Below are 26267 nucleotides of genomic sequence, written 5' to 3' on the forward strand. Positions count from 1 at the left end.
CAATCACGACGCCAGCTTGCTCTCGGTGCGCCAGCCCCGCATGCTTCGCTTCATGCCGTTCTTTCGCAATCAGACTACCGCCTCTGCGGCCGATGGTCCCACGGGATCGCTGATCGCGGACGGGAAGGCGCTGGTCGGCGGTTTCGTCCGCTATGGCGGGCGACGACTGGGCGCCGCGCTCGCGCTGATGCTCGCGGGCGGCATTCTCGAAGGCGTCGGTCTGGCACTGCTCGTGCCGATCTTCTCGCTGCTCGCGCCGCAGACCGGTGGACGCTGGCGCGCGATGATCGTCGATACCCTGTCATCGATCGGGCTGGTCACGCGGCTCGAACAACTGGCCGCGGTGCTGCTGGCGTTCTGCCTGCTGGTCGGCGTGCGCGCGGCCGTGCTGTCGGCACGCGACCGGCTGGTATCGGACCTGTCGCTGGGGTTCGTCGATCATCGCCGGCTGATGGTCGTCACCGATCTGGCGCACGCGCGCTGGTCGTCGCTGGCACGGCTGCGGCATGCGCGGATCGCGCACATCCTGTCGAGCGAGATCACCCGGCTGGCCTTTGCCTGTTCGGTGCTGCTGCAGATGATGACAGCGGGCATCATGCTGGTGACCCAGGCGATCCTGATGATCCTGCTGTCGCCGGTCGTCGCGCTGTTGATGATCGGGTTCGCGCTGCTCGGCCTGGTCGTGCTGGTGCCGTTGTCGCGGCGCGCGGCCGATGTCGGCCGATCGACCGCACGCTTCGCGTTCCGCATCGCCGGCGAGACTGCGCATTTCCTCGGTGGTCTCAAGATCGCGGTCGCGCACGACATGGCGGACGCGTTCGTCGCACAGATCGGCGAGGAGGGGGCCGAATTGCGCGCGCAGCTGACCCTCCAGCAACGCTTCCAGTCGCGTGTCGCGATCGTATCGGCGAGTATCGCCTCGCTCGCCGGAGCGATGATGATCTTCGGTGCGGTGCTGTTCGACATCCCGACCGTGACGCTGCTCGCCGCGCTGGTCGTGCTGGTGCGGATGAGCGGCCCGGTCCGGTCGCTGCAGCAAAGCGTACAGCAATTATTCGGCGTGATGCCCGCCTTCACCGCGTTGCACGATCTGAAGATCGATCTCGGCCCGCCGGTTCCGATCACCCGCGGCGCCGGCGCACAGTCCGTTCGAAACGGAACGATCCGCTTCGACCACGTGACCTTTCGGTATCCGGAAGCAGTCGCGGACGTTTTCACCGGACTCGATCTCGCGATCGGCGCAGGCGAGCTGGTCGGCCTGTCGGGCCCGTCGGGCACCGGCAAAACGAGCTTCGTCGACCTGCTGACCGGGCTGCTGGAGCCGAGCGCCGGCACGATCATGATCGGCGACACCCTATTGGGTCCGACCACGCTCGCGAACTGGCGGCGTCGCCTCGCCTATGTCGCGCAGGATTCCTATCTCATCAACGACAGCATCCGCCGCAATCTGACCTGGGGAAACGACGCCCGCCCCGATCCGGACCTCTGGCAGGCACTCGCGCAGGCGGGTGCGGCCGACATGGTCGGGGCGATGCCGCAGGGGCTCGATACGCCGATGGACGATCGCGGCACGCGGTTGTCGGGCGGCGAGCGCCAGCGGATCGCGCTCGCCCGCGCGCTGCTGCGCGATCCGCAACTGCTGATCCTCGACGAAGCGACCAACGCGATCGACATCGCGACCGAGCAGGCGGTGATCGCCAATTTGCGCCGCGCCCTGCCTGACACGACGATCCTGATCATCGCCCACCGCGAGGAAACGCTCCGTGCCTGCGACCGCGTAATCAGGCTGGAGACCGCGCCGAGCACCGGTTCGTAGCGCACCCTGCCGCCAGCTTGCTTCCGCGCGAGTAGGCGCGACCGACACCGCGATGTCAGACGAAACGCCCGACCTCGGTCAGCGCCGGATCGACCGGATAGCCGGTGACGTTGAGCCCGCCGGCATCGAGCCACGCATGCGCATCCAGTGTCGTGCCGGTCGGATCGCGCACGCCGAGATGCAGGACGCTGCCGATCCCGCGACGCTCCAGCATCGCGCGCGCGGCGATCGCCTGCTGGAGGCACAGCGTCCGGAACGGTAGCCATGGCGCAACCGCACCGATCGACCAGCGGATCGCGAAGATCATGTCCGCCTCGGCTTGGGAAAGCGGGGCGGGCAGGACAGGGGCGGGGGCAGGAGCGGAAGCGGAAGCAGGCGCGCGCGTCCGGCTATGCGGCGCGACGATACCGCCCAGATGGCGGGCAAGGACCTCGAACGGCAAGAGGCTGCGGCGTCGTGCGACCAGCAACGCCGCGATCGCCTCGACGATCAGGCGCCGGTCGGCACGGGTCATGCCCGACGCGGTGCGCAGCTTGCGGCGTAGCGACGACATGTCTGTCCCCGGCGATCCGGACGGTCCGCCCTTCATCGGCCCAGGGCATACCGGTCGCCGTCACCGCGGTCCAGCAACGCCGCGCGACGTGTCACACGGTCGATCGCGGCGTACGATGCTCCATATCGAAATGGGCCAAAGGCGGTTCGGCCTCGTCGTTGAGCGGAGGCGCGCGCCGCGCGGTTTCGCTTAGCCAGGCGGCGATCCGGGTCCCCAGGACACGACGTTCGTCCTCGTCAGGGCCCATCAAGATAACCTGGCCATAGGTCCCACCCTCGGTCGGTGCCATGTCGACCGCGTAGAAATTCCCCCCACCGTCGACCGCGAAGGGCAGCCAGCCGGGGATCCAATACGCCGCCTGCACCGGATCGCCCTCACGCCGCGTGATCCCGTCGTTCATCGTATCGCCCTGCTCCTCGAGGATCTCGGCCCAGTTGCGATACGCCGCAAGCGCGGCCGCACAGGTCATGAAGTCGTATGAACCGAAGACCGGGCTGATGACGGTGCCGGGTGCGGGCGACGCGATCCGATAGCTGTCCGGCTGGCCATCTGCACGGCACCACAACGCACGCAGATCGTCGGGCAGGCGATAGCCCGTCTCGGTCTCGATCGCAGCGAGATCGGCCTGCGTCGCGGGCGGGTTCAGGAAATGCTCGATCGCGAAGCCGTGCCCCGCATGAAATTGCGTCCACGCCGCCCAGGCGGTGGTCATGCCGGTCATGCTACTCTCCCGATCGTGTGAAGTACGAACGTTGCGCGCAGCCTATGCAACGGCCTTGCCCCAATCCAGCAGGTCTTCGAGCCACGGATCGACGATCGCATCGATCACCAGATGGACGCGCGCGGTCGTGCCGGTATTGGCGACCGCGTGCGGATCCGCCAGCCGCAGATACCAGACGCTGCCAGGTGTCATCTCGACACGCGATCCGTTCAGGCGGAAGTCCACGCCAGAGTTGGTCGCGATCGGGATGTGCAAGCGTGCCGTACCCGCCTCGGCCGCGAGATCGAGGTCGCGATGTTCCCTGATGATCGAGCCAGGCGCGAGCCGCATCAGGCGGACCGCCTCGATCGGGCAGGCGAAGCCGTCGAGCAGCTCCGCGATATACGGGCATAACCTAAGCAGCGCGGTGTCCGTCCAATCGCGACACAGGGGATCGGGTGCGATCTGGAGGATCGGATGAACCGCGCCCACGGGGGCGCGCAGCGGCAGTACGCTCCAGTCGCCTGTGTAATGCTGCGGTACGAAATGCGCGGGCACTTCTTCGGCACGCCCCCGCCGCCCTCCTTCTCACCCCCCCGATCGCTCCGCCTGAAGCTGCTCGTCGCGTTGTCGCGACGCACGATCGAAGCGGGAGGCGGGACCGCCGAACTCGCCCGCTCGCGCTGGCGCGGCTGGGCCGAGATGACCGGCAAACTGCTCGTCGCCTCGAGCGCGGGCGATCTTGCAGGTTGGACCATGCGCCTGCTGGTCTCCGCCTCCGACGAAGACGACGCGGATCGCTCACGCTTCTGGCTCGTACTCCAGCCCCTGCAACGTATCCCGAAACTGCTCAAGCGTCGCAGGCTACGCCGTCACCGCAAGCGAGCATAAGCGGTCGAACCGCAATATCCGATCGCTACCAACGGCAGGACTGCCCCCATCAATGCTAGCCGCGCACGCCGCCTGACTAAATAAAGCTCAGGTCTTTCAAAATTGATCTGTTTCCGGTTACCACGGGAGGAAAGGCGTGGGGGTGCCCCAGGGGGATGTCGAACATATGAAGATAAAACAACTGCCTGAATGTCTATTCGGCCGCCATTTGCGTGATGCTCACGGGGTTCGGTTCCGAGACGACATGGCGTTCAGTCGATGCGTCGGCTGTCGCGTCTCAATGGTCAAAGTACAGGGGCGTTGGCGACCGGTCGGCCGCAGCCCATTGTGGCAATATCTCGCTCTGGCTGCGTTGCTGCTGCTTTTGGCCTTTGGTTTGCAACGCTGGTACGCCGCGGCTCACCCCAAGCACGACATCGTGGTCTTCGTCGGCGACAGCATTACCGAAGGCGTTGCCGCGAGCGATCCGTTGACGACCTCGCGGCCCGGCCGGTATCAGGTTCATGCCGGTAACGATGTGATCGTTGCGAATGAGGGTGTGAACGGCATCACGCTGGGCTCGTTGGCCGGCCTGGTATCGCTGAAGGATTACTATCAGTCGGGACGCCGCAATGTCGTGGTCCTGGGCGGCGGTTCGAACGATTTCGCCCAAAACGCCAAGGCCATTCCGTTGTTCAAGACGCTGCAAGACTATGCCCTGCGGCTGAAGGAGAATGGCTGGATCGTCGGGGTCGGCACGGTGATGGTTCGCAACGGCCTACCACCGGAGCAGGAACGCGAACGGCAGGCGTTCAACCGGATGATCGTTCACGGTCCGTTGAAAAGCCAGGGCATTGCCGTGCTCGACTTCGACGCGGAGCAACGTGCAGGACGCGTTCCGCTGGCAGATGGTGTGCATCCAACCGATGACGGCTATGCGGGCATGAGCAAGCTCGATGTCGCGTTCGTCGACAGGGCTCTCGAGAAGCATTGAATTTTCGAGCCGAACGGATCACGACGACATGACATTGACACGCCGCGCAGCCGTTAGCGGCATCGTCACTACTGTAGCGCTATCGGGATGTGGCGGCGAGGGCGGCACCAGCGATGCCCCTATCGCCGTCGTGCCCGTAACGCCTGCCCCTGTCCCTGCGCCGACGCCGTCCCCAACCCCCACGCCCTCGGCGCCCCCGCTCCAATCGCGCAGCACGCTCGGTATCTTGACGTTGGGCATGTCGGTTTTTCTGGGCGATGATCTGGTAAGCTTCGGCAACCCCGATCGATCGGCCATCATCGCGGATAACACACCGACCCGCTACTTCGCGAAAGCGTTAATGGCTGCCCGTCCGGTCGGCAGGACGATCCACGAAGTCAACGCAGCGGTCGGCGGGTCGTTCGACGATCAGACCCCGAACCAATATGCAAGCGCGACAGGAAAGCCGTACGACGTCGTTATCCTTGGTCTCGGGATGAATAGCGGATCGGCGTATGGCGTGCACGGTCGCGGACCGAATGCTGCCTTTACCAAGGAGAAACTTCGAACGCTTCTGCGCGAGATCAGGACGACTGGTGCCGTGCCGATCGTCTGCAACACGATGCATCCCTGGCCCGAAAAGACTACGCCAGCGTCAATTCGTAACGCGCTTTACGAAGGAATCGCATGGCCTGCCGAGCAGGAAACCCTGCTCTACGGGGGAACATTGGCGTTTGATCGAGAGGCTAATACGTTCGGCTCGCCCATTCCGAGCGAAGACGGGCGTGGGCTGTTCGAGCGCGCCGGGGGGCAGTCGATACGCGCTGGAAGCAAATTACATATCGACGATCGCACCGGGCAGAGCACGGGGCCGAATGCCGGCATCCTCATGACGGTGACCCGCAGGGTTGGTAGCAATACGGTGCAGGTCGAGCCTGGATCGATCCAGGAAAGCGGTGTCTTCAATAGTGTCGTTCGCCACTTCGATCCGCCGATCGACGAATTCCTGGTCCCGCCTTCTACCCAGCAGGTTCAGAAACGCGATTGGACGGGGGGCGGCGTGATCGTGGACGGCTTGGCAACCTATGCGACCTGGAACGGGATACTGGCGGACCTTGCTCGCGAGGAGGACGTCAAACTGCTCGACTTCGAATATCGCGGATTTAAGTGGGTAGAGCTACGCGGTTGGCAGAGCGTTTATAGCTCGACCTACCAAGGCGTGGTGTTCGAAACCTATAATCATCCGCAGTTGGCAGCCCAGCGTGTCGTCTACGGCGAAATGATGACATGGCTGGCAGGCGTGCTCGATACGAATGGGCTGAGTGGCGGCTTCGAACGGCTTGTAGGCCCGTCCCTATCCTGAAAATACGATCGGATCCGGTGGCACCTGCGTGGAACCTGATTGGACAACCCCAGTCACCTGATTGGTCTTGTTGCAGGAACCCTTACCGGTTGTAATCGTTTGGCCGGGGCAGCCGAACTGGCTGATACCTGGGAGTGACCTATGATTAAGAAACTGACCCTGGCCGCATCGGCCATTGCCCTGACTGCATTGCCAGTCGCAGCAAGCGCCGCCCCCGTTGCAAGCTCGGCTGGGTCGCTCTCGTCGGTTCGTGCAGGCACGCCAACGTCGAAGTCCAGCAAGCTGGCCGGTCTTCAGGATTCGAGCATCGTTCCAATCGTCATCGGCGTCGGCATCCTTGCGGGTGTAACGTACCTGATCGTCGATCACGAAGACGATGACAACTCCGACAGCAACTGAGTGAAATGGGCCGGTAATTCCGGCCCATTTTTACAAGCGGCCGATTTTACAGGCGACACAGTTTCACAAGAAACGCTGCAGTGCAGTACAACGGTATGAGGCCGCCTACTTCGAGCGATCGGGCGCCAACCGCGTCCGGTTTTGGGGCTGGGCCAAATTCGACTTAGAATTTTGTTGTTTGGCCTGCTGGGAACCGTCAGCTTTCGAAGCTGATCGAGTTTGACCAGATTCCGACGCTGTTTGCCCCAAAGGCTTTCCCGGGGAAGATGCATCGCCGCCAGCCTTGGCCTCCAATGCCTCCACACGATTGGTCAAAAGCTCGAGATCGAGCTTTTCCGGTGTCGCCTGCAACGCACCGACCTGTCGTTCCAGTTCATCGATCCTCTTGTTGGCAGCGGCGATCCGTATCCCAGCCTCCATCCGGTCGACGTCCGCCGTTATCGGATCCTCCGCCACCTTCGTCGCGGCGGGCTTAGGCGTCGGTGCCTGATCGCACCCCGCCACGAGGATCAGGCATGCCAGCGACATGATGGTTTTACTGAAATAGATCATGCTCTTCGCCTACGCCTTTGCCAGCGCATAGTCCTGCACCAGCACTTTTTCGGGAACGTGCCACGCGCCCGCGATCTTGCGGATCATCGGCAGGGTGAGCGCACGATGACGCGCCAGTATCTCCGTCGCGCGCGACTGGCCGATCAGCGCGGCGAGTTCGGCGCGGGTATAGCCGTTCATCTCCATCGCCGCCTCGATCGCGCGCACCGGGTCGAGCGGCTCGATCGGCCAGCGCCGGCTTTCATACGTCTCGACCAAGGTCGCGAGCACGTCGAGCCGATCGCCCGCCTCGGTGCCGTCTTCCGCGCCCCATAGCACCTCGATCTCGCGCAGCGCCGTTTCGTGATCCTCGTCGGTCCGGATAGGACGAATGTGCATCGCACCGCCTCCAATTGGCATAGTCAAAACAGGCTCACCGTCAGCGCATCAATCTTGTCATAGTCCGCATGCGTGCCGACGAACTTGATGAAGGCAATCGACCGCTTCCAGTCGAACGCGACCACCATCCGATAGTCCCCGCCGGCAACCTCGAACCGCACCCGCTCGCCGTCGAGCGACTTGGCTTTCGAAAAGTCCGCGACGACCTCCAGCGGACTTTTCCACGCGGCCGCGCTGGCGACCTCATGCCAATGCCGCAAGGAAGCTTCGGTCGCCGGATGCCTCGCCCAGAACGCGATCAGCCGGTTCCTCGCGATGATCCTCATGCTCGCCGACTAGCATTTCCCGTGATGGGAATCAATGTTTTTTCCCGCCATGGGAAGTCCGGTATCGCGTGTCCCATATATAGAGCCTGACCCATCCCGCTTCGCCACTACAGAAAGCGCTCGCCGGCATGGTCGCGGAAGAGCTCGTGGTTGCGGACATAGTCGGACAGGATCTCGAGCGACTTGTGCCGGCTGACCTCCTTCATCTTGAACACCGTCGCGCCCTGCCGCGCCGCCTCGGTCAGGAAGCCCGCCCGCAGCGAGTGCCCGGCCACCTGCGCCGGATCATAGCCAGCGGCCGCGGCGCGTGCCTTGACCACCAGCGCCACGCCGCGGTCGCTCATCGGCTTGGCCGTGATCCGCCCCTGCGGCGTCAGCTTGCGGAACACCGGGCCGTCACCGAACCCGGCGCAGGCGATCCACGCCAGCAGCAGCGCCTTGGGTCGGATCCGACGCCCTTCGGGTACCGCGATCGTCGCGCCTTCGCCTTCCTGATCGGTCTTCGATTTGCGGATCGTGATCAACAGCCCGTCGGGCGTGATCGCGACGTCGTCGATATCCAGCGCGACCAGCTCGGATCGCCGCAGGGCGGCCGCCATGCCGATCGCGAGCAGCGCGCGATCACGCACCGCACGCACGCTGTCACCCTCGCAGCCACGCAGCATGTCGCGCAGCATGTCGCCGTCCGCGGCACGCTTCTGGACCTTCTTGATACCGTGCGTTCGCCGGATCCCGGCCACGACATTGCGGATCGCAACCGCACCCGCCTGATGCTGCGGCGGATCATAGCCGGCCTGCGCATGCATATAGCCGATCGCGGCCAGGCGCCGCCCGATCGTTGATGGCCGCGCACCGGCGTCCGCTTCGGCCGACAGGAAGATCGCTACCGCACCGGGCGCGGCGGGTAGCGGATCGATCGCGCGCGCCGCGCACCAGGCGAGGAATATCCGCCAGTCCGATTCATACGCACGCCGCGTCGCCGGCGCGCGCGCCGCGGCGACATAGGCACGCGCCGCCTCGATCTCGTCGTCCAGCAACAACGGGATCAACGGGATCGACGAAGTCCGCGTAAGCGCGGTGTCGCCAAAGTCGTCGGTCATGCGTCGTTGCTCCAGCAGTGCGGTCGGACGACCCGATGTTCCGGTGATGCCCAAAAATTCGATCCGGCGATCCACCCGACACGCATGCCAAATCCCCGTCACCGAACCAACGATCTTTATTCCGAGAATGTCATTTATCGGAATAAATATGTCTATTCTGGTAGTCTGGCATCGCTTCGGTAGCGGCTGAAAGTGAGGTTATGTTTCGCGTTCACCCAGATGCCCACAAATTGATTATGGATACTGAGGTCGCCCCCCCGTGCTGGGAGGTCGGTGACGAGCAGTGGAGGCACTTTCAAGCACCAAGGGTGCAGAACTGGGCTAGTGCTGGGTGGGTCGAAACTAGCTCGCCTTGCCCCTTTCATCTGTGAGCATGCAGCGCGAATGGACGAGCGAGGTCTTTCCACCGGCGACGTAATTGACATTCCAATGACGCAGGAACAGTTGGGTCACACCACCGGCTGGACAGCTGTCCATGTGAATAGAATGCTTAAAATGCTCGAGGCCGATGGGTTGATCGTCAAAATTGGCCGGCAGCTTCGAATATCGAGCATCGCTACACTACGAAAGCGTGCCGATTTCAATGCCCGGTATCTACACTTGTCGGGCAGTGAATGATAGATAAATAGTGGAAATCGACGGGGTACATCGTGCTCACGTCGACTGAAAAGAGCGGTTTCGCGAGGAAATTATTAGGCGGCGGACGGTGTGTCCGCTGCCGACGGCCTGTTCAAAGTGGAGAGCGAAGAGCCCACTTAGCGACAACGAGGCGCCAAAGTTTGTCCTCCAGGTTCAGTCGACCACGTACAGGGAGCGCTTTCTCAAAACGTAAATTGGTGAGCTAAGGGGAAGTCCGAGGACCTCCCCAGCCCATTACTGTCTTTCCGTACGTTTATAATGCGGAACAGAGCCAGTGCGGTTTACGCGTTCTCACGCGCAAGACAGTCTTTTCGAACAACGCCGGACACGCGCCTGTCATGGGAGTCGGCTCCGACTACACTTTAGTTAACGGGCAATGTAGCTCAAATGTCCATACTCGATTCAGGAATCCGAAAGATTTCGCTGTCGAAGCGCTAGTTTGAACACTCTCGAGGCCCGGTATAAACAACCAAGCCTATCGTGCCTTGCATTGTTCATGATCGAGCGTGCTGCCGTGCTGAATGATCGTCCGCAATCGGGGAGCGTGCTGGCGGCCGGGAACGACGAGGATTGGGCGATAACCGCCGTCAGCTTCCTGCCCATTCTACAATGATCCATAGGACGGCGACCGGTAGGCAGATCATTATTACGGCGGCAATCCACGCTGCGGTGCGCCCCCACTTCGCGTCAGCCCATTCGACCACTGCGTAGGGCAGTTCCATGCCAATCCCGTCAATCATTGCGGGATGGTATCACGACCAAGAATGTCCGCTAGTGGGAAACGGGATTGATCCGTTGAACGTGCGACTCTGAGCGTTTTTGACCGTTCGGCTTTCTAGCAGGGGATCGAGTTTTGGGAATGTCCGGGTTGGGCAGGAAAGTAGACCGTCCGCTATCGGGAAGGTAAATGGCGTTAAACGACGCCGTCTAGCGCAGCGCGCCTTTCCCCCCAAAATCGCTATCTGCGCGACTGCGACCCGTGCGCGTCCGTGGGTCACATCTGCTCAATTAGCGTTTACTTCTACCGCTCCCCTGTTCGCCGGGCGTGAGTGGAGAGTTTGAAATTGAGCATCCGTCTCATCGATCATGGGCCTGCCATGTCACTAAGGCTCACACGATATAAGCTATCAACCGCTTCCGGTGCAGTTTCAGCCTTCCATTACGATGATCACCGACGCTCACCCATAGATTCGACGACTTAAAATAACACTATTATTAACAATATAAACATAGGCTATGCTAGCTATAGAATTATTAAGTGATACGCCCTAGTCTTGCGGTTCCACTGTATAGTTACCTTGCCCTTACTTAGAGAAAATATCTTCTTTCTTGTAGTATGGATATGGCTATTGACTAGTGATGATACATTATTAGAGGTATGCGAGTTGAGATGGATGGCAATATCAGCAACAGCTAAGCCATTCGGATATGCATCGGAAATCGCGCACAACAAAATATGCTCATTTCCTGTTAGATGGACGGTTGAGCCGTCGAGCTTTATATAACCAGGGCCTATCCTTAAGTCTTCTTCTCCAAGATGTACCAATCTCTCTTTATACACGACTCCTCCCATAATAAAGATCTGCCATTTCGTGATAAGTTTTTAGGCTCCACTACCCCTCATCGGCTAGGGTCACTGTGTATACAGGTTACAGGTCGAGGGCGTAGAAGTCGGCGTAGGATTATACATTTGAGAATAATCTCGCCGGTCGCGCACGACAAACGACGCTATATAGTGGATCGTCCGCGGAGGCGCGAGCCAGGCACCGAACAGCGGCTTCGTGCGATAGTTTATCTCGACGTACATCACCCCTGCGCCGCCCGGTGCCATGATGGGGGTCGAGCCGTTGTCGCTGATACCCAACGGGAGGTCGTAACCCTTGTCGTTCACCGTAGCCGTGCTACCGGCGGTCGTCGCCACGTTGGCTTTGAACTGACCGTCAAAACTCGTGCCGCTTTGAGCGCCGATACACCGCTGCCAGTGGATGCGCTGTACCGGTTGCGTGTCATAACTTTGCGCAACGTTTTCTAAGCTCGACAGCGTGATACGCCCGTTCGCGGTCAGACTGATACCTGCGCCTTGGTATCGCGCCGCTTGAAGGATATCGTTCACATCAACTTCGCGAAGCTGCTGCGTCGCCAAGTTGCTGTAAGCTCCGACACGGGAAGCGTTATCGGCTAGGTTCAACGCGATCTGGCTGACGCGCATGTGGACTATCGCCAGGTTCGCTAATTCGACACCGTAGCATCCGACCAGCAGCACGATTGGCGCAGAAAGGGCGAACTCGATGAGCGCCAAGCCGGCTCGGTCGCGATAGAAGCGGAGAGCGAACTTGCGAAAATTGCCTTTGATCATGTGCATATCGTTGCGTTGGCGGATACTGTTTGACCGGCGTAGGGCTGGTTCTTCAGCAGCGTGCTTGCTGCAATTGTCTGCATCGGCGACAATTTCATCAGCCCGGCTACTGGGAACAGACGCGGATAAGTAATCGTCATGGTGTATACCGTCACCGCGCTCGCCCCGCCTTGGCCGGTCAGGCCCGGGTCGGTATCCCACGCGCCGTTGCCGTTTACGTCAGTGTAACATTCGCCGGGATCGCGAACTCCGTTGCTGTTCGTGTCAGTAAACGGCTCGGGGGCGACCTCGCTAAAAGTGTCGTAGCTCTTGCGAGTTGAACACCACGTACCGGTTGATCCCGAGGGCGCGCAATTATTGGTAAGATTTTTGATCAATGGCGTCATGAGCGTGACGACCTGCCCGTCAATGGTAGCCGCGTTGCTGGCGCCGCCTTCGAGCGCCGAATCCCGTGCCGCTTTCTGAATGGAACCATTGAGGATAGACTGCGCATAGGCCTGGTACAGCAGATCGCCCAGACCCATCATTATCAACAGCATGACCGGGCAAACGAGAGCAAACTCGATCAGCGTCGCGCCACGCCGATCTTTCGCCAACCGCCTGCGGAGGAGCACCATCACTTCGTGATCCGCAACATGGCAAGGTGCTGAGCAATCGACGTAAACGCTGCCGACAGGCCGTTGCCGCTGGTGGTGAAGAGCGCCTGGTTCGTCGTCGTCGCGCAGGTCTGCAACGGCGTCGATGTACTGGACGCGATCGCGACCGTCCACACATCGACATTGCGCGCCTTGGCGGCCGCGCACGCGGCAAGGAAGCGGGCGTTATGATAGCTCGTCAGTTTGCTGGTGTCGCCGTTGGCAACCCGCTTGTCATAATCCTCATAGCCGTACATCGAATAGGAATTGCTGTTCGGAGACATTACGCCGTCGGTAAGGAACACGATCACCCGGTTTGGCGGGTTGCGACCAGCCCATGTGGCGGTATCGTTCGCCCAAGCGCCGGTGGGTGAAATCAAGCGACTGCCCCAGATCATGCCCGTATCGTGGTAAGTGCCGCCCTGCGGCACGAAATCGGTCGCATACAGGTAATTGTAGATGTCGCTTCGCGCCATCACGCCAAGCCTCTTTACCGGCTTACCACAGGCAGAATAGCCGCTCTGGGACATTGTAGTAGAACCCAAACTTGGGCGATAGTTGTTGTCGTCGCCATTGGTGTAATCGGTCGCCGCGGTTCGCCAATATTCGATATCCTGCATATGCGGCCACCACCGCTTTGCCCCGCTCGGCTTCGCGTCGGGGTCAAGGTCGGAAGGCAGACTGTTTGTTGCGAAAACGGTCTGTCCGGGATTTTCAACCGGGGTTTCGACGCACCCGAGCCACTGCGTTTTAGAACCGTCAACTGCGGTGGGATCGGTCATCGACGATGCGCCGTTGACCAAGGAACTCACATCCCATTGAAGTTTCTTATATTCCCACCTTGGGCCAAGCGTATCCACCCTTTGAACGCAATAGCTGCTCGAAAAGAAACCGCCGCTCTTCCAATAGTAGTACGTGTTCGTAGCTGATCCCGATGAATTGTAGGTCAAAGGGGTAGAGGGATTGCGAACAGTTGCCCCCGTACAGGCAGTTTGCGACCTATTGTTAGGGGTACTATCGGACGTTGACGATACGTAGTCGTCAATGACACGTCGCGACTGGTAATAAGGCTGATCCGAAGACCCACCCGAACCGACAAGATAGCTTGGCGAGACGTCCAAGATCGCTTGTCCAGGATTCACGACCGAACTGTAGGAGACAAAGCCGTAGCGGACGTTTGTAGCGGGATCTGCATTAGCCGCGAACGCATCGTAGAAGCTCAGTACTGCTTTACGCAGCGCTTCAATGCGCGACACGTTGCCTCCGTTAGATAAGAGCTCATTTACGGCATAGCCCTTGCTGCCGGCATAGCCCGGCACGCCGCCGCTTGTCGGGCGCGTATAGGAATATGTGCCGGTCCCGCAGGTGTCGGGGCCGCCCGGTAGGCACGCCATTGAGCCCGTCGTATCCAGCACAAACATGACATCGGTATCGGCAACGTCGTACCGCGCCTGACAATTTACCGCGATCGCTTTGTCGGGCATGTTGAAGATCTTCATCAATGTCATAGGCACCGTGGTCGAGGCGGTACCGGCGACTTGGCTATCGCTGGTCTTGGTCGGCGTGAAGGCAACGTCGGTGCTTCCCATCCAGCCGGTCTTAAAGTTGTTGGAAAAGAAATTTTGCGCTTGCGTCACGGCAGCCGGATCGAGCGTGCTGTTGGTGCTCGTCATGAACTTGCGGCCCGCAAGGACCCCTGCATCACACGCTTGCTGAAGGCGCGCTTTGACGACGTAGAGGCGCGCGACGTCTACCGCAGATCCGGCCAGTCCCAGCAGCGGAATGAGGAACGCGGCCATCATCGCCAGCGTGTTGCCGCGCCGGTCGCGGACAAGGCGCATGAGGAAGCCCGCGCGCGCGCGGTTGTCGCCAGACGTTGTCATGAAAAATCCACAAGCTCTGCCTCGTTACTTGGGGAGGCGTGTAAGCGCGCAGCCCATAAATCCGACTGAAGCAAAATGATTAATTTTACGGTCACCAATCCGATAATGGCGTGCGGATTTGTCCGTCGCCAATAATTCAAAGTGTAGAGTGCCTTCTCGCCAAGGAAAATCGAGCAGGACAGCTCCCCAGCCCTTTGGTGCTGACAGCTGTCCGATTTTCACAGCTTGCCCGAATGCGCTCGCGGATGGAGAATCGAGAGTCAAGGTGCTGAACAGATGGCCGCTTTTGGGAGTGCGAATTGCCCACGAAGCCGTCCGATTGTGGGCGCTTTGAGACGGGGTATCGTCAGGGTACATCGTAATAGCTCGAGCCAAGAAGCCCAGCATTCGTGCAGGGTAGGGGCGGTTGCGGCGGAGGGTGTCTCCGCCGCATCATATCGGGAATTGAGGATGCCTCGGTACGGCAGATATTAATCTACCGAGGGAATTAGCTACCATTGGGTAGGACCGGACCTCGCAGGTTGAACCCGCCCGGGACGCTGATCACTATAAGCAAGAATTTCAGCCGACCTTCGTTGAATGTAAAGTTTGTGGGTTTTCGAAAGCGTTCCACCATCTTTTGCTTGGAGTTTCAGCGCCTCCTCTCGCAGCGCGATAGCCTGGTCCCGTTTTTGCCGGCGCATCGTGGGTGTCTCAAGTCGGCTTTGCCCCGACAGATAATCCGCGGACCGCGTTCCCACCTCTGATGTGGGGATCAATGACGGGCTCAGCGTAGGAGTTGGCGAACCTTGGTAGGGGGAGCTTTGCGCAAACGACGATGATGTCGCGCCAACTAGGATCAGTACGGCGAGAGTAATCTTCATTTCCATTCTCCGTTGAGGGGGGGCGTTTGGTCGGCAAAGCAGTTCATACGCTGTATGCATCGGTTGTGAGCGAGAGTTGACCGGGCGAACGTTCCGCGAAGGCGACACCAACAACAGGCCAAGCGATCGTGGCTTCCTGCCAAGGCTTACCCCGATCACTTCGAAGCACCCTATCGGAATGAAACGTCCTAGCCGATCATCGCGGACTACATAGATTTGTCATCCGAATTCACCTTTGCCCATTTAGCCGCGGTTTCGGCTTTGGCGTAAAGGCGGCGGGCTTCCCGCGGGTTGCTAGACGTCCATTTATCGGGTGCCGACGCGATAAACCTGAGCGTTCTGACGGACCGCTCTTGCCGCTCGCGACGCATCGTCGGCGTGATGGTGTTGTCGAAAACACCCATCTGACCACCGATCGGATCGATTTGGGGAAGGTGGGCACCGAACGTCGACCCGGTGGTAGGGTTTGCATTAGGACTGATAAATATGAACTGAGCGGGGGCGACCGTTGCACAAGATGCAAGGCCAAACGCAGCAAGTGTCTTCATCATGAAAAAAACCTCCTGAAAGCATTTTGGAAACTGACGTAGGCCACGATAGGTTGCAAGCGGTTACTACTGGAAGTCACACGCCCTCCCGCCGTTGCCGCCCGTTCTCAGGAGGAAACGGTCTAACGATAGGGCAAGCATCTGCGTCGGGTGCTAACGATTACGACAGACGGTGTTTCGGCCGTCAACGTCCGGTTTGGGCAGGAAATCGGCCCGTCTGCTTTTGGGGAGGTAGGGGCGATAGCTGGCGTAGCGCCGATGCCAGCGCATATTGAACTCATGAATGAATTGTCATTAGCCAGCATCGGTGCCGACGTTTAACTATAGATAAAATATGCTTGAACAAATGTGACGACAGTGATCACACTTCTCAGCTTCGTTGTAGCTACCGCAACAGCGGCAAACGCAACCCTCCCAATGTCCCCACCACAAGCAATAGCGTTGGCCGAAGCCCACCCTAATCGCGCAACTACGGGTGTTTTTGCGATGAAGGTAGCTGCCGCTGAAAGACGGCCCAACGCCCTATACTTGAACTCCGATGCTGATTATCGGTCACCAAATGACATCACGTTCAACATCACGCCAATAGTAGCGAAGATGCTGGAAAAGCGTTTAGGTTCAAAGCCGGAAGATGCGTTGATTGGAAAGAACGTCATATTCAAAGGGGAGCTTAAGCTCCTTCCAGTAGCGAACATGGTGGCGGGGCGCCTGCGTAGCTTTAATCGATATCAGCACACCGTTTTTGTGCACGACGCTAGTCAAATCGTTATTCAATAAGCCTGCAAGATAACGGCCTGCGCATTCGATAATGACCCGCCCAAGCTACCTCAACTGCGGAATGTCCGGTTTGGGCAGGAAAGCGGACGGTCCACTTCTAGGTGTCGGTGAATTGAACGGGCACGGGTATACGCGAACGATCTCGCGACCTGATCGGTGGAGCCTAACGGCGGCCCGCAAACTTCTCACTTCCTCGACGCATTGCCCCATGGGCTCTCACACGGTCGAACAGTAGCTCGAGATCGTCGCGGCCGATGTCGAATGTCTCGCCAAGGTCAGCAAGCGCTGCGTCGAGATCTTCAGGATGAGGGATGCCCTCAACCTGCGGACCGGCGGGCATCTGCAGGCCTGATACAGGGCGATGCGGGTACGAATGGCCAGACAGATGATGAAAGAACACCCCGGCAGCGGTCAGGATTACTGCGTTAATCCCCACTGGCATTAGCGGGAACATCCAGCCGGCTGTGGTGACCGCATGACCGCCCATCACCGCGGTCAGTGCCGCAGCCCCGCCAGGAGGGTGCAGACAGCGCAGCAGTGACATCGCCAGGATTGCACCTCCGACTGCCAGGCCACTCGCAAGCCCAGGCGATGACACCATGGAGGCTATCCCAACGCCGACAACAGCCGAGATGACGTTGCCACCGATCACTGCCCAGGGTTGCGCGAGCGGACTGGCAGGAACGGTAAAGATGAGAACCGCCGAAGCGCCCATGGGGGCCACGAGCAGCACGGCGGGCCACCCGTCTCCGAATACCATCGCTGTCACAAGTGCGGTGAACGCGATGCTCAGCGCCGCGCCAATACACGCCACAAGTCGACCACCGACCGTGGCACCAGCAAGGATCGGAGCAAATAAAGCCCGCAAGCATATTACCTTTCGTCGACAGGCTTCGCACCGATTTACCCGGCCTCGAACGGCCGCCTATGAGCGCAAGCGGGAAGGCCGTATAGGGGAGGAAAGCGACCCGACCACTTTTGGGATGTCCGCTTTTGGGCGTAAGCGGAATGGCCAAAATGGAGAGGATAGCGGACGTTGCGGCCAAGCGGTAAAGCGCTACAAACCAGCCATGCTGTGGAACGTCATAGACAAGCGCACCCGTCCTTACCGCTGGCGCGAAGTGAACGCGATTGTTGAAGCTGTAGAGCATGACAACAGTTGTGACGACGCTGACCAAGCCCCGGAAAGCGATCCGTCGTTGACCGTAGACTATGATGCGCTGGAAGCAGTTTCCATGCAGGATGCAGTGGCTTGGGCCAACCAGCAGCGATGCCCCGTTACGCTATATCTATACGATCTGGACGGTGGCTTTGCGGACAGCGAGCATTTTAACGAAGTCGCTAATCGGCTGCCCGACGACGGGGCAAGCACGCAACCCTGAATGTCCGCAATTGGGCGTAAGCGGAATGGCCGGCATGGGAGAGGAAAACGGACTGGCCGCTATCGGATATACAGATGGCGTTAGCGGACGTCGCCTAACGCTGGGGCCTCCTGAAAAGGTTCGAATATCGGGAACTGCCGGATTTGGAGCAAACCGCGGCGTTCACTCGGTTACGAGTGCATTCTAGCCATCAAGTACATCAGCAACAGCAAGACGGTAATCGTGATGACGATGAGCATCGCGATTGGGAAGATCAACCCGGCGCTGTTGTCGTGCCGCCAAGCCAGCATGAGGAACGTTGCTACCACGCCTATCGTAAGCCCACGCGGACCGAAGCCAACGCTTCCGATAACGACAATCAGGACAGCCAAGCCAAGCGACACCTCAACGCGCGAAGGTGTTTTTGAGGGTCCCATCGGTCTTACGATGTCACCGACGATCGTGAGGCGCAACATAAGCATGCCTGCCGATGCCGATCCTTCGGAGTTGAGGCGCCGGAGCAATCCCGCGAGGAAGCGAATTTCGGGGATGGCGGGGTTAGGAAAGATAGCGGCCCGACCGCTTCCAGCGTGCGCGATTGAAGTTTGAGCAACGGCTCTACAATAGGTCATTCTTCATTTTGCGCGGCCAGGCAGGATCATATTCCGCAGGCCTCAAGCGGCGGATTGCAAGCCACAGCCCGATGAGAAGTAGGTCGATGGCTAGCATTAGCGGTGAACGTCCAACCCACCATTCAAGGTTTACAATGATGAAAACGGCCAACGTCAGTATTTTAGCTACTGCCCAAGCAGGCACATATTCCATTTCGTCATTTTCGGGTTTCGCCGACACAGAACTATCCCTGCTACTATCCAACGACACGCTACAAGCCGTTACCCAAAATTGAATGAACAACCGGTTATGCGCAGGTCGTAAACAGCGCAAAATGTCCGTCATTGGGCGTTAGCGGAATGGCCGGTATGGGAAGCAAAGCGGACGGGCCGGCTTCGGCATTTCACGTGTGCCAAGCGGAAATTTAGTCTTTATGCAGGTATCGACTGTTGAAGTCGGCGACAGCTGCCAATTTATCCCAATTAGGAATTGTTATAGTATGCTTTGAGATTACTACGAGTCCGTCCTTCGTCAGTTCCTTTATCATTCTATTAATGTGTACCGCTGTCAGGCCAATCGCGTCGCCTAGCTGCTCTTGGGTCATTGGTAATTTGTATGTCTGACCTGGCGCAATATCAGGCTTATCCATTCTGGCGGCCAACTCACAAAATAGATGAGCGATTCTTGTTCTCGCATTACGCCTACCAATGTTTAATATCCACTCACTGGAGATCGATGCCTCGGTGAGTATCATGGCAAAAATAGCATAGGCAATAGAAGGCCGTTCATCGGCTAATTTGCGCAATAAATTTCGTGAAACCGTAATAACTTCACATTGACCCAACGTCTGTACACTATGATCAGCGATCTTGAGATACAGCATTTGAAGGTCGATGACTTCGCCCGGCACGTTGATAGCGACGATTTGGCGAAGTCCGTCACCGGTTATTTTATGCCGGCAAGTAAGGCCAGAAAAAAGGATGTTACAGTGATCCGGGCTATCGCCCTCCCGGACCAGATATCTACCGGCATCGAATAACCGGGACGTGTAGGGCAGTCCGCACAATCCAGCACGATCCCCAGGCGACATGGATGAACGACCAGCAAATTTATTCACCATACCAGCAAGGGGGCTAACCGTGACTTTAGACATAATATTCCTCAAAAAAATGCAGGAAAACTGCCTTACATTTTTAGTATCGACTTTATTCTGTCGGGCTCAAACTAAAGTGCATTAACATTTTCTTTTTATAAGTCGCTACATATTTATAAATCATTTTGGCGTCTATTATATCGGTAGACGTCGTTCGGCATGCGACTGGTCGTATCGCCAGTCATATGCCTCACTCTTATCTAAGAGCGGGGCCCTGTCAGGTCACTTAGGGGGTCACCTATGCAGACTAATGCGGACGACGAAGGGATAATCGCTATCGCTTGCGGCCGGGTGCTACGCTGACGGTACAACGCACTGCATCATGCGCTCTATCGGCACGCTTGCGGCAATCTTCCAGTGATTTCCGGTTGGCTGTGACAATTTGATCGCCTGCCGCGATGTTGGCGAAAGCGTCAGGCGCGGCGGTCCGCATCAGACGTTGCCCGCCCTCCCACATCGGCATGTCGAGCGTTCGCGCTGCAATGCGCTCGGGCCATTGCCAACTTGTCGGCGCGATCTCGCGCGCGATGAGGCCCGGCAGGATCGACCATGCGAGAATGCCGATCGCGGCCCCACCCAGACCGAACCATAGCTGCCGGTTCTTCTGGTCGGCCCGCGTCCATGCGGACCCGGCGAGGCTGCGAAGCTCGGCCAGGACGCGGGCCTTGTCCTCGCCGGCCTTGGCGAGCGCCGCCTGATCCTCGCGCCGGGCGGTGTTACCTGCTGCGGCGATGCGCTGCGCCATCTGCTCAGGCGTCATCACCAGCGCCGGGCTGCGCGCAATCACGTCGTTGATGACCGCGATCCGCTCGGCCGTGGCGTCCACACCCTGCTGCATCCGCCCCAGCGTCTCGGAATAGTCAGGCACATCGATATGCGCCCGCTCAGCCGCCAAGCCCTCCACGGCACGGCGTAGCAACGCCAGCTCGCGGTCCTGGCCCTCTATCACGTCGCGCAACCGGTCGAACGCTTCCGCCGGATCGCCCCCTTCCTGAATATCGTCGTCCATGCTCATCCTACCGGCTCATGCCACGATCGCGGTCACGCCCGATGCTGACCGACTGCGCCAGTTCCTGCCCGATCGACCGGCTCCGCTCCATACTCAAAGCCAGTTCGGGGGCGCGTCGCTGCAACACGGATTCAAGCTGCGGGTCGCGATGCAATCCGCCCGCTATGCTCTCCATACGTTTGCCAATCTTCTCCGCGCCCTCGTGGTCGCCGGCCCTCTCCATGCTGACGCGCGCCTCCTTCATGCCCTGCCACTGCTCCACGAAACGACCCGCGCGCTTCTCCGGATCGGTGCGGTCCTGGCGCTCGCTTTCCATCGCCTTCGCCGCGCCACTGGTGTTACCCCCAGCTGCCTGCTCGATCAGCTTTGGATCACGCGCCATCGCCGATGCGAGGTCACGTGCGGCATGGGGCCGAAACTGGTCGAGGGCGTCGCCTGCCTTCGCCAACGCCTGTTCCTGATGCGCCAGCACCGGCAACCCCTTCTCCAGCATCCGGCCTATGTCTGCACCAACCCGTGCATAACGCTCGATCGCCTTGGCCTGCGAGGGTGGAAGTGGGCGGTCGGCCGCACTGCGCTCTGGCGACGTCACCCGCTCCGCTGCCGGCTTCGGCCGGAAGCCGTCAAACATGCCCCGCGCCTTGTCGCGGACCTTCGCCACCATCTCACGCGCGCGTTCCGGGAACCGGATCTCGCGCCGATCGGCGAAAGCGCGCGCCTGATCCTGCTCCGGCTGTGCATAGTCGCCGGCCATGTCCTTGCCCCGATCACGCGATAGGGTGCGGACGAGCTGACGCTGATCGGCGAAATCGTCCCGGCCGTAATGGAGCTGCACGTCGTCGCGGTGCCGCGACAAACCGACATAGGCGCTGTGCCGGTCCATGCCGGGGGTGGCGAGGATGTGCGCGCGATCGACCGTCACGCCCTGCGATTTATGGAACGTCGCCGCATAGCCATGATCGACATGGGCATAATCTTTCAGGTCGAGCGCAACGCTGCGCCCGTCATCGAGCCGCACTGCCATACCGTCGGACGATACCCGGTCGATCGTGGCGAGCGTACCGTTCTTCACGCCCATGCCTCGTTCGTTGCGCAGGAACATGATGCGGTCGCCGGTCGCGAACTGCCGCTCGCCGCGTTCAGCCTTCACCGTCACGTCGTCGCCAAGGTCACCGGATGCGCGCAACCGGTCGCGTGCCTCGCCATTGAGGCTCTGCACCTCGGCGTTGGTGTGGGTGAGAATGATCCGGGTCTTGTCCGGATCGGACTGGCGCGCACGATCCCAACCGTCGACCAGCTCGGTCCGCGCCTGCTCGCGCGTGTCGGCCGCGTGAACCATGCCCTTGCCACCATAGGCATGAATCGCCTCGTCGGTGCGCCCGGTCGCCAGCGCACGCGTGGCGTCGCGCTGCCAGTTCTCACGTTGCCGCCTGATCTCGGTGATCTCGGCTGCGCCGTGGCGCTCGGTGACGCTACGGAACGCCGCACCGGCCTCGATCGCCTGCAACTGCTCGGGGTCGCCGACCATAACGACCTTGGCCCCGGCGTCGCGGGCCTGGCTTAATACCCGCTCCATCTGGCGCGAACCGATCATGCCAGCCTCGTCGACCACCAGCACATCCCTGGGGCCTAGCTGCTCGCGCCCCTGCCCCCACGCGTGTTCAAGGCTGGCGATAGTACGGGACTGGATACCGGCCCCGCCCTCAAGGTTCTCGGCCGCGATGCCCGACAACGCCGCGCCGCGCACCGTGTAGCCCTGCCCCTCCCACGCCTCACGCGCGACGCCAAGCATCGCGGATTTACCGCTGCCGGCATAGCCGACGACGGACGCCAGCCCAGCGCTGCCGGTGACATGGTCGAAGGCGTCGCGCTGCTCGCCCGACAGGACAAGGCCACGACCCTCGGCTGCGCCGATCGCGACGTCACGGTGCCGATCGGCGATGCCATGCTCGCCACGGTCCGCCAATTCGTCGCCAGCGCGCTCAAGCCGGGCCTCCACCGCGATCATGTCGCGCGACGTGAACCGCTCTTGGTCGCGCCCGTCCTTCCCTAATGCGACCAGCTCGGGTGATGCGCGCACCGCGCCCATCACCTGGTCGAACTGCTCCTTGCCGTCGCTGTGCCGGAACGCGAACGTCGCAAGATCGCGGGTGGTAAAAGTAGCCTGCTGTCGCGTGATCGCGTCCAACGCGACATTGGGTTTGGCGATGATCTTCTCGCCGTTCTCGCGAGCGATGCGCGCGTGATCCTCGATCCGCTCCGCCTCAAGTCCCTGCTCCGGCCTGCGCGATGCGGCCGGGCCGATCTTGTGCTGCGGCTCCAGCCCGATCCCCTGTGCCTCGTAACTGCGATGATCGATCCTGCCCTCAAACCCCAGCTCGGCCATGCGCTCGTTGACGTGCGCACTCCATGCCTCGCGCCAGTCCTTCAAAAGCTCGGTCGAGTTCCAGTCGCGGTTCTTCTTCCCGAACCCCTCCGGCCCCACGTCGCGCATCGCAAGCATGACATGCGCGTGCGGCTTGGGCGTGCCATCCTTCGCCTTGTCCCAATGCACGTTCAGATCCGCGACCATGCCGCGATCAACAAACTGCTTCTTCACAAAATCGCGCGCGAGTTGGACGCCCTGCTTCTCGTTCATCTCGCGTGGAATCGAGAACTCTACCTCGCGGGCAAGCTGCGCGTCCTTGCGCTTCTCGCTGGCCTCCACCTCGTTCCACAAGGTCGTGCGATCGTTTAAACGCTCCGGCGCACCCTGCGGCAACATTACCTCAGAGTGGATTACACCTGCCTTGTTCGAGAAGTCGTGAAAGCGGTTCAACCGGTCGTCGTAAAGCTCGGACGCGGATCGATAGGCGGCGCTCGCAACGGCGCTCGATCCGTTCGCGCGGCTCACAACCTTCGCGGAGAAATGGTAAATCGCCATGACGCTCTGCATACTGCCCTACTTAGCGCACGTCGGCGACGACGTATAAGCACGCACTCACAATATGCTTTGCATCTCATGATTGACTTGATGCTCCTTTTTCTTGTTCCAGCTTTACCCCAATGCTGGGGATGCTAGGATGTTGCCGTCCGATACGCTGAAGGGTGAAAGCTGTGCGGAAAGTTCGTGATTACGATGCCGAGCTAAGGGCGCTTGGTGACAAGGCCCGCGCGCTCAAGGCGAAGCGAATCGAACAACTCGGCCAGCTCGTCACTGCGACCGGGGCCGATGCGTTAGATACAGAAACGCTAACCGGCGTACTGCTCGATGCGATCGGATCGAAGGATGCGGGCGCGAAGGAGGCATGGCGCGCGAAGGGCGCTGCCTTCTTTCGACAGCGCGGTCGCAAAGGTGGCGGCACTGCTGCAATCGACGGACCGGGCGCTGCGACTGAACCGGGCGGCGACGCTGCGGGCGGAAGCAGCGGAACGTCGAACGGATAATCGGGGCTGGGTCGTGCAACGTCGCGAACGCACACGCCACCTGATTGAACTGGGCGGGCTGGTCCAGAAAGCTGGGCTGGTCGATCTGACCGACGACGATCGCGCCACCCTGTACGGCGCGCTGCTTGATCTCGCCGGGCGTGGTTGCGGCGACGATGCCGGCGACGTTCTGGCGCTATGGAAAAGACGCGGAAAACGCGCGTTCGATGCGGAAAGCAAAACGACGGAGGCGAGCTAATGGCAGGCGACGATAACTCGGAATGGCTGATGCGCGGGTCTGCGGCTGCGGCGATCATCTATAACGATCCGGTCTGGTTAGAACACGAATACGCCATGCAACGCGGAAGGCAGTTGCGGGGTGATTTCGATCCGTCTGTTCCAGCACACTTGGTCGACGCGTTACGCGCCCGCTGGAGCGAAGCGAGCGCGTTATGCGACCGCATGGCAACGGAAGGGTGCGCCACACTCCCGTTGAACGCTGATCCTGAAACCTTGGCCGCAATTCACGGCGACATACTCATCGCCGGGCGCTAAGCTCGCGATCACGGTATCCGGTGGGTGCCGCGGGCGCTAGTGGCCTACTATCAGGCACTTGTCGCCGCGCCCCTGCCCACCGGGCCGGCCTGAAAGTCGCGTGATGGCTGATTTCGATATCGAGGCGATCCGACGCCAAGTCCGCGCGATGGATTTTGTGCGCGGCACGCCGACGGAAATCGCGATGTGGCATGAAGACATGGCAAACTCGCGCGCCAACCTTGTCATCGAGGACATGATCCCAACGCCCAACGACGATGCGTTCTTCGCGATGATGCTGGACGAGGGCGTGCCCCCTCCCCTCATCTCGCAAATCCTGCTCCGGCTGCTCGATCATCCCGATGCCGACCGGTCCCTGCCGGTTACGCCGATGGAAGCGCACTGATGCCCCGGCGACGGATCAGCCCGCTGTTCGCGGTCTTCGTCGCCTCCGTGGTGCTGATGGCGAGCAACGCCTGGCTCAAGGCATCTTCGGTTATGGCGAGATCGCAACCGACATTCCGTTCCTGCTCGCCGGCGCGGTCCTGTTCCTGGCCTGGCGCTTCAACCGACGTGCGGCCAACCAGCACAATGATCTGCTCGGCTCCGCCCGTTTCGGTGACCGGGCCGACGTGCGGAAACTGGAAGGGAACGGGGATCCCCTGATCGGCCGCTCGGCGAAGTCGGGCAAACTGCTGCATTACGACAGTGCGGCGCATCTGCTGGCGATGGCACCCACCCGCTTGGGCAAGAAGGTCAGCGCGATCATTCCCAACCTGCTGCTGCTCGACCGCTTGGTAATCTGCATAGATCCAAAGGGCGGGAACGCCCGCGTCACCGCCCGCGTCCGTGCCGCCAAAGGGCAAGGTCTGGTGACTCGGTCCGTTCGGCGTGTCGGCTCAGCCCACTGCCCGCTATAATCCGCTCAACTGACTCGATCCCACCAGCCTCGATCTGGCGGAAGATGCCAACACCCTCGCCGACGCGCTGGTGCATGACGCGGGGGGACAATCGGGCGAAGCCCACTGGAACGAGGAAGCCAAGGCCCTAATCGCTGGGCTGATCCTGTACACCGTCGTCCACGAACCCGCCCACGCCCGCGTGCGACGATGCGCGACAAGCTGACGCTTGCCCCTGCCGCCCGCTTACGCGACCGCGCTTGGTGACTTCGCCGTTCGTGACCGCGAAGGCGAAGCGGTCATGATATTTCACGTGCTGACCGACCCGGACGCGACGGTGGTCGCCGATGCCGTGATCCACGCCAGCAGCGTCAGCGAGCGCTCACCTGCTCGCCGCTGCCCATCGGCTCTAATCGGAAAGGACGGCGATAGCGGCGTTGGAGCGATCTTGTTTGGCCTTATGCCGCAGACCGAAGGTATCCGGGGAGCACGTCAACCTCTATCGCCCGTCGTTGCCGATTTTGAGGCAGCGTCTTAGAGCGGACTTACCTTTCTCCAGGAGT

32 protein-coding genes are annotated in these 26267 nt (G+C 60.4%); 15 read left to right on the forward strand and 17 right to left on the reverse strand.

Annotated features, from left to right (window positions below; genetic code table 11):
• Window positions 1–40 precede the first annotated feature (40 nt).
• Window positions 41–1816, forward strand: a complete 1776-nt coding sequence (locus U1763_RS18860) for an ABC transporter ATP-binding protein (protein WP_332756464.1) — start codon at window positions 41–43, stop codon at window positions 1814–1816.
• A 55-nt stretch (window positions 1817–1871) separates the two neighbouring features.
• Here U1763_RS18860 and U1763_RS18865 read toward each other — a convergent pair whose 3' ends face one another.
• The 3 genes from U1763_RS18865 to U1763_RS18875 all read right to left on the reverse strand — a co-directional run bounded on the left by U1763_RS18865 (window position 1872) and on the right by U1763_RS18875 (window position 3627).
• Entirely contained in the window at window positions 1872–2369 is a 498-nt protein-coding gene (locus U1763_RS18865; protein WP_332756465.1) for a lasso peptide biosynthesis B2 protein, read from the reverse strand.
• A 91-nt stretch (window positions 2370–2460) separates the two neighbouring features.
• Window positions 2461–3090: an SMI1/KNR4 family protein gene (locus U1763_RS18870; RefSeq protein WP_332756466.1), complete on the reverse strand. Its 630-nt coding sequence runs from the start codon at window positions 3088–3090 to the stop codon at window positions 2461–2463.
• A 42-nt stretch (window positions 3091–3132) separates the two neighbouring features.
• Window positions 3133–3627, reverse strand: coding sequence for an aspartyl/asparaginyl beta-hydroxylase domain-containing protein (locus tag U1763_RS18875; protein WP_332756467.1), 495 nt, complete (start codon window positions 3625–3627; stop codon window positions 3133–3135).
• Between U1763_RS18875 and U1763_RS18880 the strand changes: the two genes are divergently transcribed.
• The 4 genes from U1763_RS18880 (at window position 3601) to U1763_RS18895 (ending at window position 6674) form a co-directional block, all read left to right on the forward strand.
• Window positions 3601–3960: a hypothetical protein gene (locus U1763_RS18880; RefSeq protein ID WP_332756468.1), complete on the forward strand. Its 360-nt coding sequence runs from the start codon at window positions 3601–3603 to the stop codon at window positions 3958–3960. The genes U1763_RS18875 and U1763_RS18880 overlap by 27 nt on opposite strands.
• A gap of 166 nt (window positions 3961–4126) precedes the next feature.
• A complete protein-coding gene (locus U1763_RS18885; RefSeq protein ID WP_332756469.1) occupies window positions 4127–4933 on the forward strand; it encodes an SGNH/GDSL hydrolase family protein in 807 nt (268 codons plus the stop codon).
• Window positions 4934–5171: 238 nt separating this feature from the next.
• Window positions 5172–6275, forward strand: coding sequence for an SGNH/GDSL hydrolase family protein (locus U1763_RS18890; RefSeq protein ID WP_332756470.1), 1104 nt, complete (start codon window positions 5172–5174; stop codon window positions 6273–6275).
• A 141-nt stretch (window positions 6276–6416) separates the two neighbouring features.
• Window positions 6417–6674 (forward strand): hypothetical protein, encoded by a 258-nt coding sequence (locus tag U1763_RS18895; protein WP_332756471.1) that lies wholly within the window; start codon window positions 6417–6419, stop codon window positions 6672–6674.
• 105 nt (window positions 6675–6779) lie between these two features.
• On the opposite strand, the gene U1763_RS18900 is transcribed toward U1763_RS18895, so the two are convergent.
• The 4 genes from U1763_RS18900 to U1763_RS18915 form a co-directional block, all read right to left on the reverse strand.
• Entirely contained in the window at window positions 6780–7226 is a 447-nt protein-coding gene (locus U1763_RS18900) for a hypothetical protein (protein ID WP_332756472.1), read from the reverse strand.
• A 9-nt stretch (window positions 7227–7235) separates the two neighbouring features.
• The gene (locus U1763_RS18905; protein ID WP_332756473.1) at window positions 7236–7604 is read right to left on the reverse strand and encodes a helix-turn-helix domain-containing protein; all 369 of its coding nucleotides are present in this window, start codon (window positions 7602–7604) and stop codon (window positions 7236–7238) included.
• Between the two features lie 23 nt (window positions 7605–7627).
• On the reverse strand, window positions 7628–7930 hold the full coding sequence (locus U1763_RS18910; RefSeq protein WP_332756474.1) for a type II toxin-antitoxin system HigB family toxin: 303 nt from the start codon (window positions 7928–7930) through the stop codon (window positions 7628–7630).
• A 107-nt stretch (window positions 7931–8037) separates the two neighbouring features.
• A complete protein-coding gene (locus tag U1763_RS18915) occupies window positions 8038–9030 on the reverse strand; it encodes a site-specific integrase (protein ID WP_332756475.1) in 993 nt (330 codons plus the stop codon).
• Window positions 9031–9354: 324 nt separating this feature from the next.
• Between U1763_RS18915 and U1763_RS21140 the strand changes: the two genes are divergently transcribed.
• Window positions 9355–9648, forward strand: a complete 294-nt coding sequence (locus U1763_RS21140) for a helix-turn-helix domain-containing protein (RefSeq protein ID WP_443026943.1) — start codon at window positions 9355–9357, stop codon at window positions 9646–9648.
• 511 nt (window positions 9649–10159) lie between these two features.
• Entirely contained in the window at window positions 10160–10282 is a 123-nt protein-coding gene (locus U1763_RS18920; RefSeq protein ID WP_332756476.1) for a hypothetical protein, read from the forward strand.
• A 1020-nt stretch (window positions 10283–11302) separates the two neighbouring features.
• Here the strand turns inward: U1763_RS18920 and U1763_RS18925 are convergent.
• The 4 genes from U1763_RS18925 to U1763_RS18940 form a co-directional block, all read right to left on the reverse strand.
• The gene (locus U1763_RS18925) at window positions 11303–12025 is read right to left on the reverse strand and encodes a TadE/TadG family type IV pilus assembly protein (RefSeq protein ID WP_332756477.1); all 723 of its coding nucleotides are present in this window, start codon (window positions 12023–12025) and stop codon (window positions 11303–11305) included.
• A complete protein-coding gene (locus U1763_RS18930; RefSeq protein WP_332756478.1) occupies window positions 12022–12642 on the reverse strand; it encodes a TadE/TadG family type IV pilus assembly protein in 621 nt (206 codons plus the stop codon). Before U1763_RS18930 ends, U1763_RS18925 begins: the two co-directional genes overlap by 4 nt.
• The gene (locus U1763_RS18935) at window positions 12642–14543 is read right to left on the reverse strand and encodes a TadE/TadG family type IV pilus assembly protein (protein ID WP_332756479.1); all 1902 of its coding nucleotides are present in this window, start codon (window positions 14541–14543) and stop codon (window positions 12642–12644) included. The genes U1763_RS18930 and U1763_RS18935 overlap by 1 nt, the downstream gene beginning before the upstream one ends.
• Before the next feature lie 1069 nt (window positions 14544–15612).
• On the reverse strand, window positions 15613–15957 hold the full coding sequence (locus U1763_RS18940; RefSeq protein WP_332756480.1) for a hypothetical protein: 345 nt from the start codon (window positions 15955–15957) through the stop codon (window positions 15613–15615).
• Between the two features lie 345 nt (window positions 15958–16302).
• On the opposite strand from U1763_RS18940, the gene U1763_RS18945 reads away from it, so the two are divergent.
• Window positions 16303–16731, forward strand: a complete 429-nt coding sequence (locus U1763_RS18945; RefSeq protein ID WP_332756481.1) for a hypothetical protein — start codon at window positions 16303–16305, stop codon at window positions 16729–16731.
• Window positions 16732–16894: 163 nt separating this feature from the next.
• On the opposite strand, the gene U1763_RS18950 is transcribed toward U1763_RS18945, so the two are convergent.
• Window positions 16895–17599, reverse strand: a complete 705-nt coding sequence (locus U1763_RS18950) for an HPP family protein (RefSeq protein ID WP_277982274.1) — start codon at window positions 17597–17599, stop codon at window positions 16895–16897.
• Window positions 17600–17801: 202 nt separating this feature from the next.
• On the opposite strand from U1763_RS18950, the gene U1763_RS18955 reads away from it, so the two are divergent.
• Complete coding sequence (locus tag U1763_RS18955) at window positions 17802–18113, forward strand: hypothetical protein (protein ID WP_332756482.1); 312 nt, start codon at window positions 17802–17804, stop codon at window positions 18111–18113.
• Window positions 18114–18283: 170 nt separating this feature from the next.
• On the opposite strand, the gene U1763_RS18960 is transcribed toward U1763_RS18955, so the two are convergent.
• The 5 genes from U1763_RS18960 to traA form a co-directional block, all read right to left on the reverse strand.
• Complete coding sequence (locus tag U1763_RS18960) at window positions 18284–18568, reverse strand: hypothetical protein (RefSeq protein ID WP_332756483.1); 285 nt, start codon at window positions 18566–18568, stop codon at window positions 18284–18286.
• A gap of 142 nt (window positions 18569–18710) precedes the next feature.
• Window positions 18711–18944 (reverse strand): hypothetical protein, encoded by a 234-nt coding sequence (locus U1763_RS18965; protein ID WP_332756484.1) that lies wholly within the window; start codon window positions 18942–18944, stop codon window positions 18711–18713.
• A gap of 184 nt (window positions 18945–19128) precedes the next feature.
• Window positions 19129–19857 carry a Crp/Fnr family transcriptional regulator gene (locus U1763_RS18970; RefSeq protein WP_332756485.1) on the reverse strand — a complete coding sequence of 243 codons (729 nt, stop codon included), beginning with the start codon at window positions 19855–19857 and terminating at the stop codon, window positions 19129–19131.
• A gap of 274 nt (window positions 19858–20131) precedes the next feature.
• Window positions 20132–20866: a DUF6118 family protein gene (locus tag U1763_RS18975; protein WP_332756486.1), complete on the reverse strand. Its 735-nt coding sequence runs from the start codon at window positions 20864–20866 to the stop codon at window positions 20132–20134.
• 7 nt (window positions 20867–20873) lie between these two features.
• The gene (gene traA, locus U1763_RS18980; RefSeq protein ID WP_332756487.1) at window positions 20874–23789 is read right to left on the reverse strand and encodes a Ti-type conjugative transfer relaxase TraA; all 2916 of its coding nucleotides are present in this window, start codon (window positions 23787–23789) and stop codon (window positions 20874–20876) included.
• 173 nt (window positions 23790–23962) lie between these two features.
• Here traA and U1763_RS18985 point away from each other — a divergent pair, with 173 nt between their 5' ends.
• The 6 genes from U1763_RS18985 (at window position 23963) to U1763_RS19010 (ending at window position 26242) form a co-directional block, all read left to right on the forward strand.
• A complete protein-coding gene (locus U1763_RS18985) occupies window positions 23963–24292 on the forward strand; it encodes a conjugal transfer protein TraD (protein WP_332756488.1) in 330 nt (109 codons plus the stop codon).
• Between the two features lie 13 nt (window positions 24293–24305).
• Window positions 24306–24530 (forward strand): conjugal transfer protein TraD, encoded by a 225-nt coding sequence (locus U1763_RS18990; RefSeq protein WP_332756489.1) that lies wholly within the window; start codon window positions 24306–24308, stop codon window positions 24528–24530.
• Window positions 24530–24826: a hypothetical protein gene (locus tag U1763_RS18995; protein ID WP_332756490.1), complete on the forward strand. Its 297-nt coding sequence runs from the start codon at window positions 24530–24532 to the stop codon at window positions 24824–24826. Before U1763_RS18990 ends, U1763_RS18995 begins: the two co-directional genes overlap by 1 nt.
• A 103-nt stretch (window positions 24827–24929) precedes the next feature.
• Window positions 24930–25211, forward strand: coding sequence for a hypothetical protein (locus U1763_RS19000; RefSeq protein ID WP_332756491.1), 282 nt, complete (start codon window positions 24930–24932; stop codon window positions 25209–25211).
• Window positions 25168–25725 (forward strand): type IV secretory system conjugative DNA transfer family protein, encoded by a 558-nt coding sequence (locus tag U1763_RS19005; RefSeq protein ID WP_332756492.1) that lies wholly within the window; start codon window positions 25168–25170, stop codon window positions 25723–25725. The genes U1763_RS19000 and U1763_RS19005 overlap by 44 nt, the downstream gene beginning before the upstream one ends.
• A gap of 208 nt (window positions 25726–25933) precedes the next feature.
• Window positions 25934–26242, forward strand: coding sequence for a hypothetical protein (locus tag U1763_RS19010; RefSeq protein ID WP_332756493.1), 309 nt, complete (start codon window positions 25934–25936; stop codon window positions 26240–26242).
• Window positions 26243–26267 lie beyond the last annotated feature (25 nt).

Origin of the sequence: Sphingomonas sorbitolis (assembly GCF_036663875.1) — a bacterium.
Classification (GTDB): Bacteria; Pseudomonadota; Alphaproteobacteria; order Sphingomonadales; family Sphingomonadaceae; genus Sphingomonas.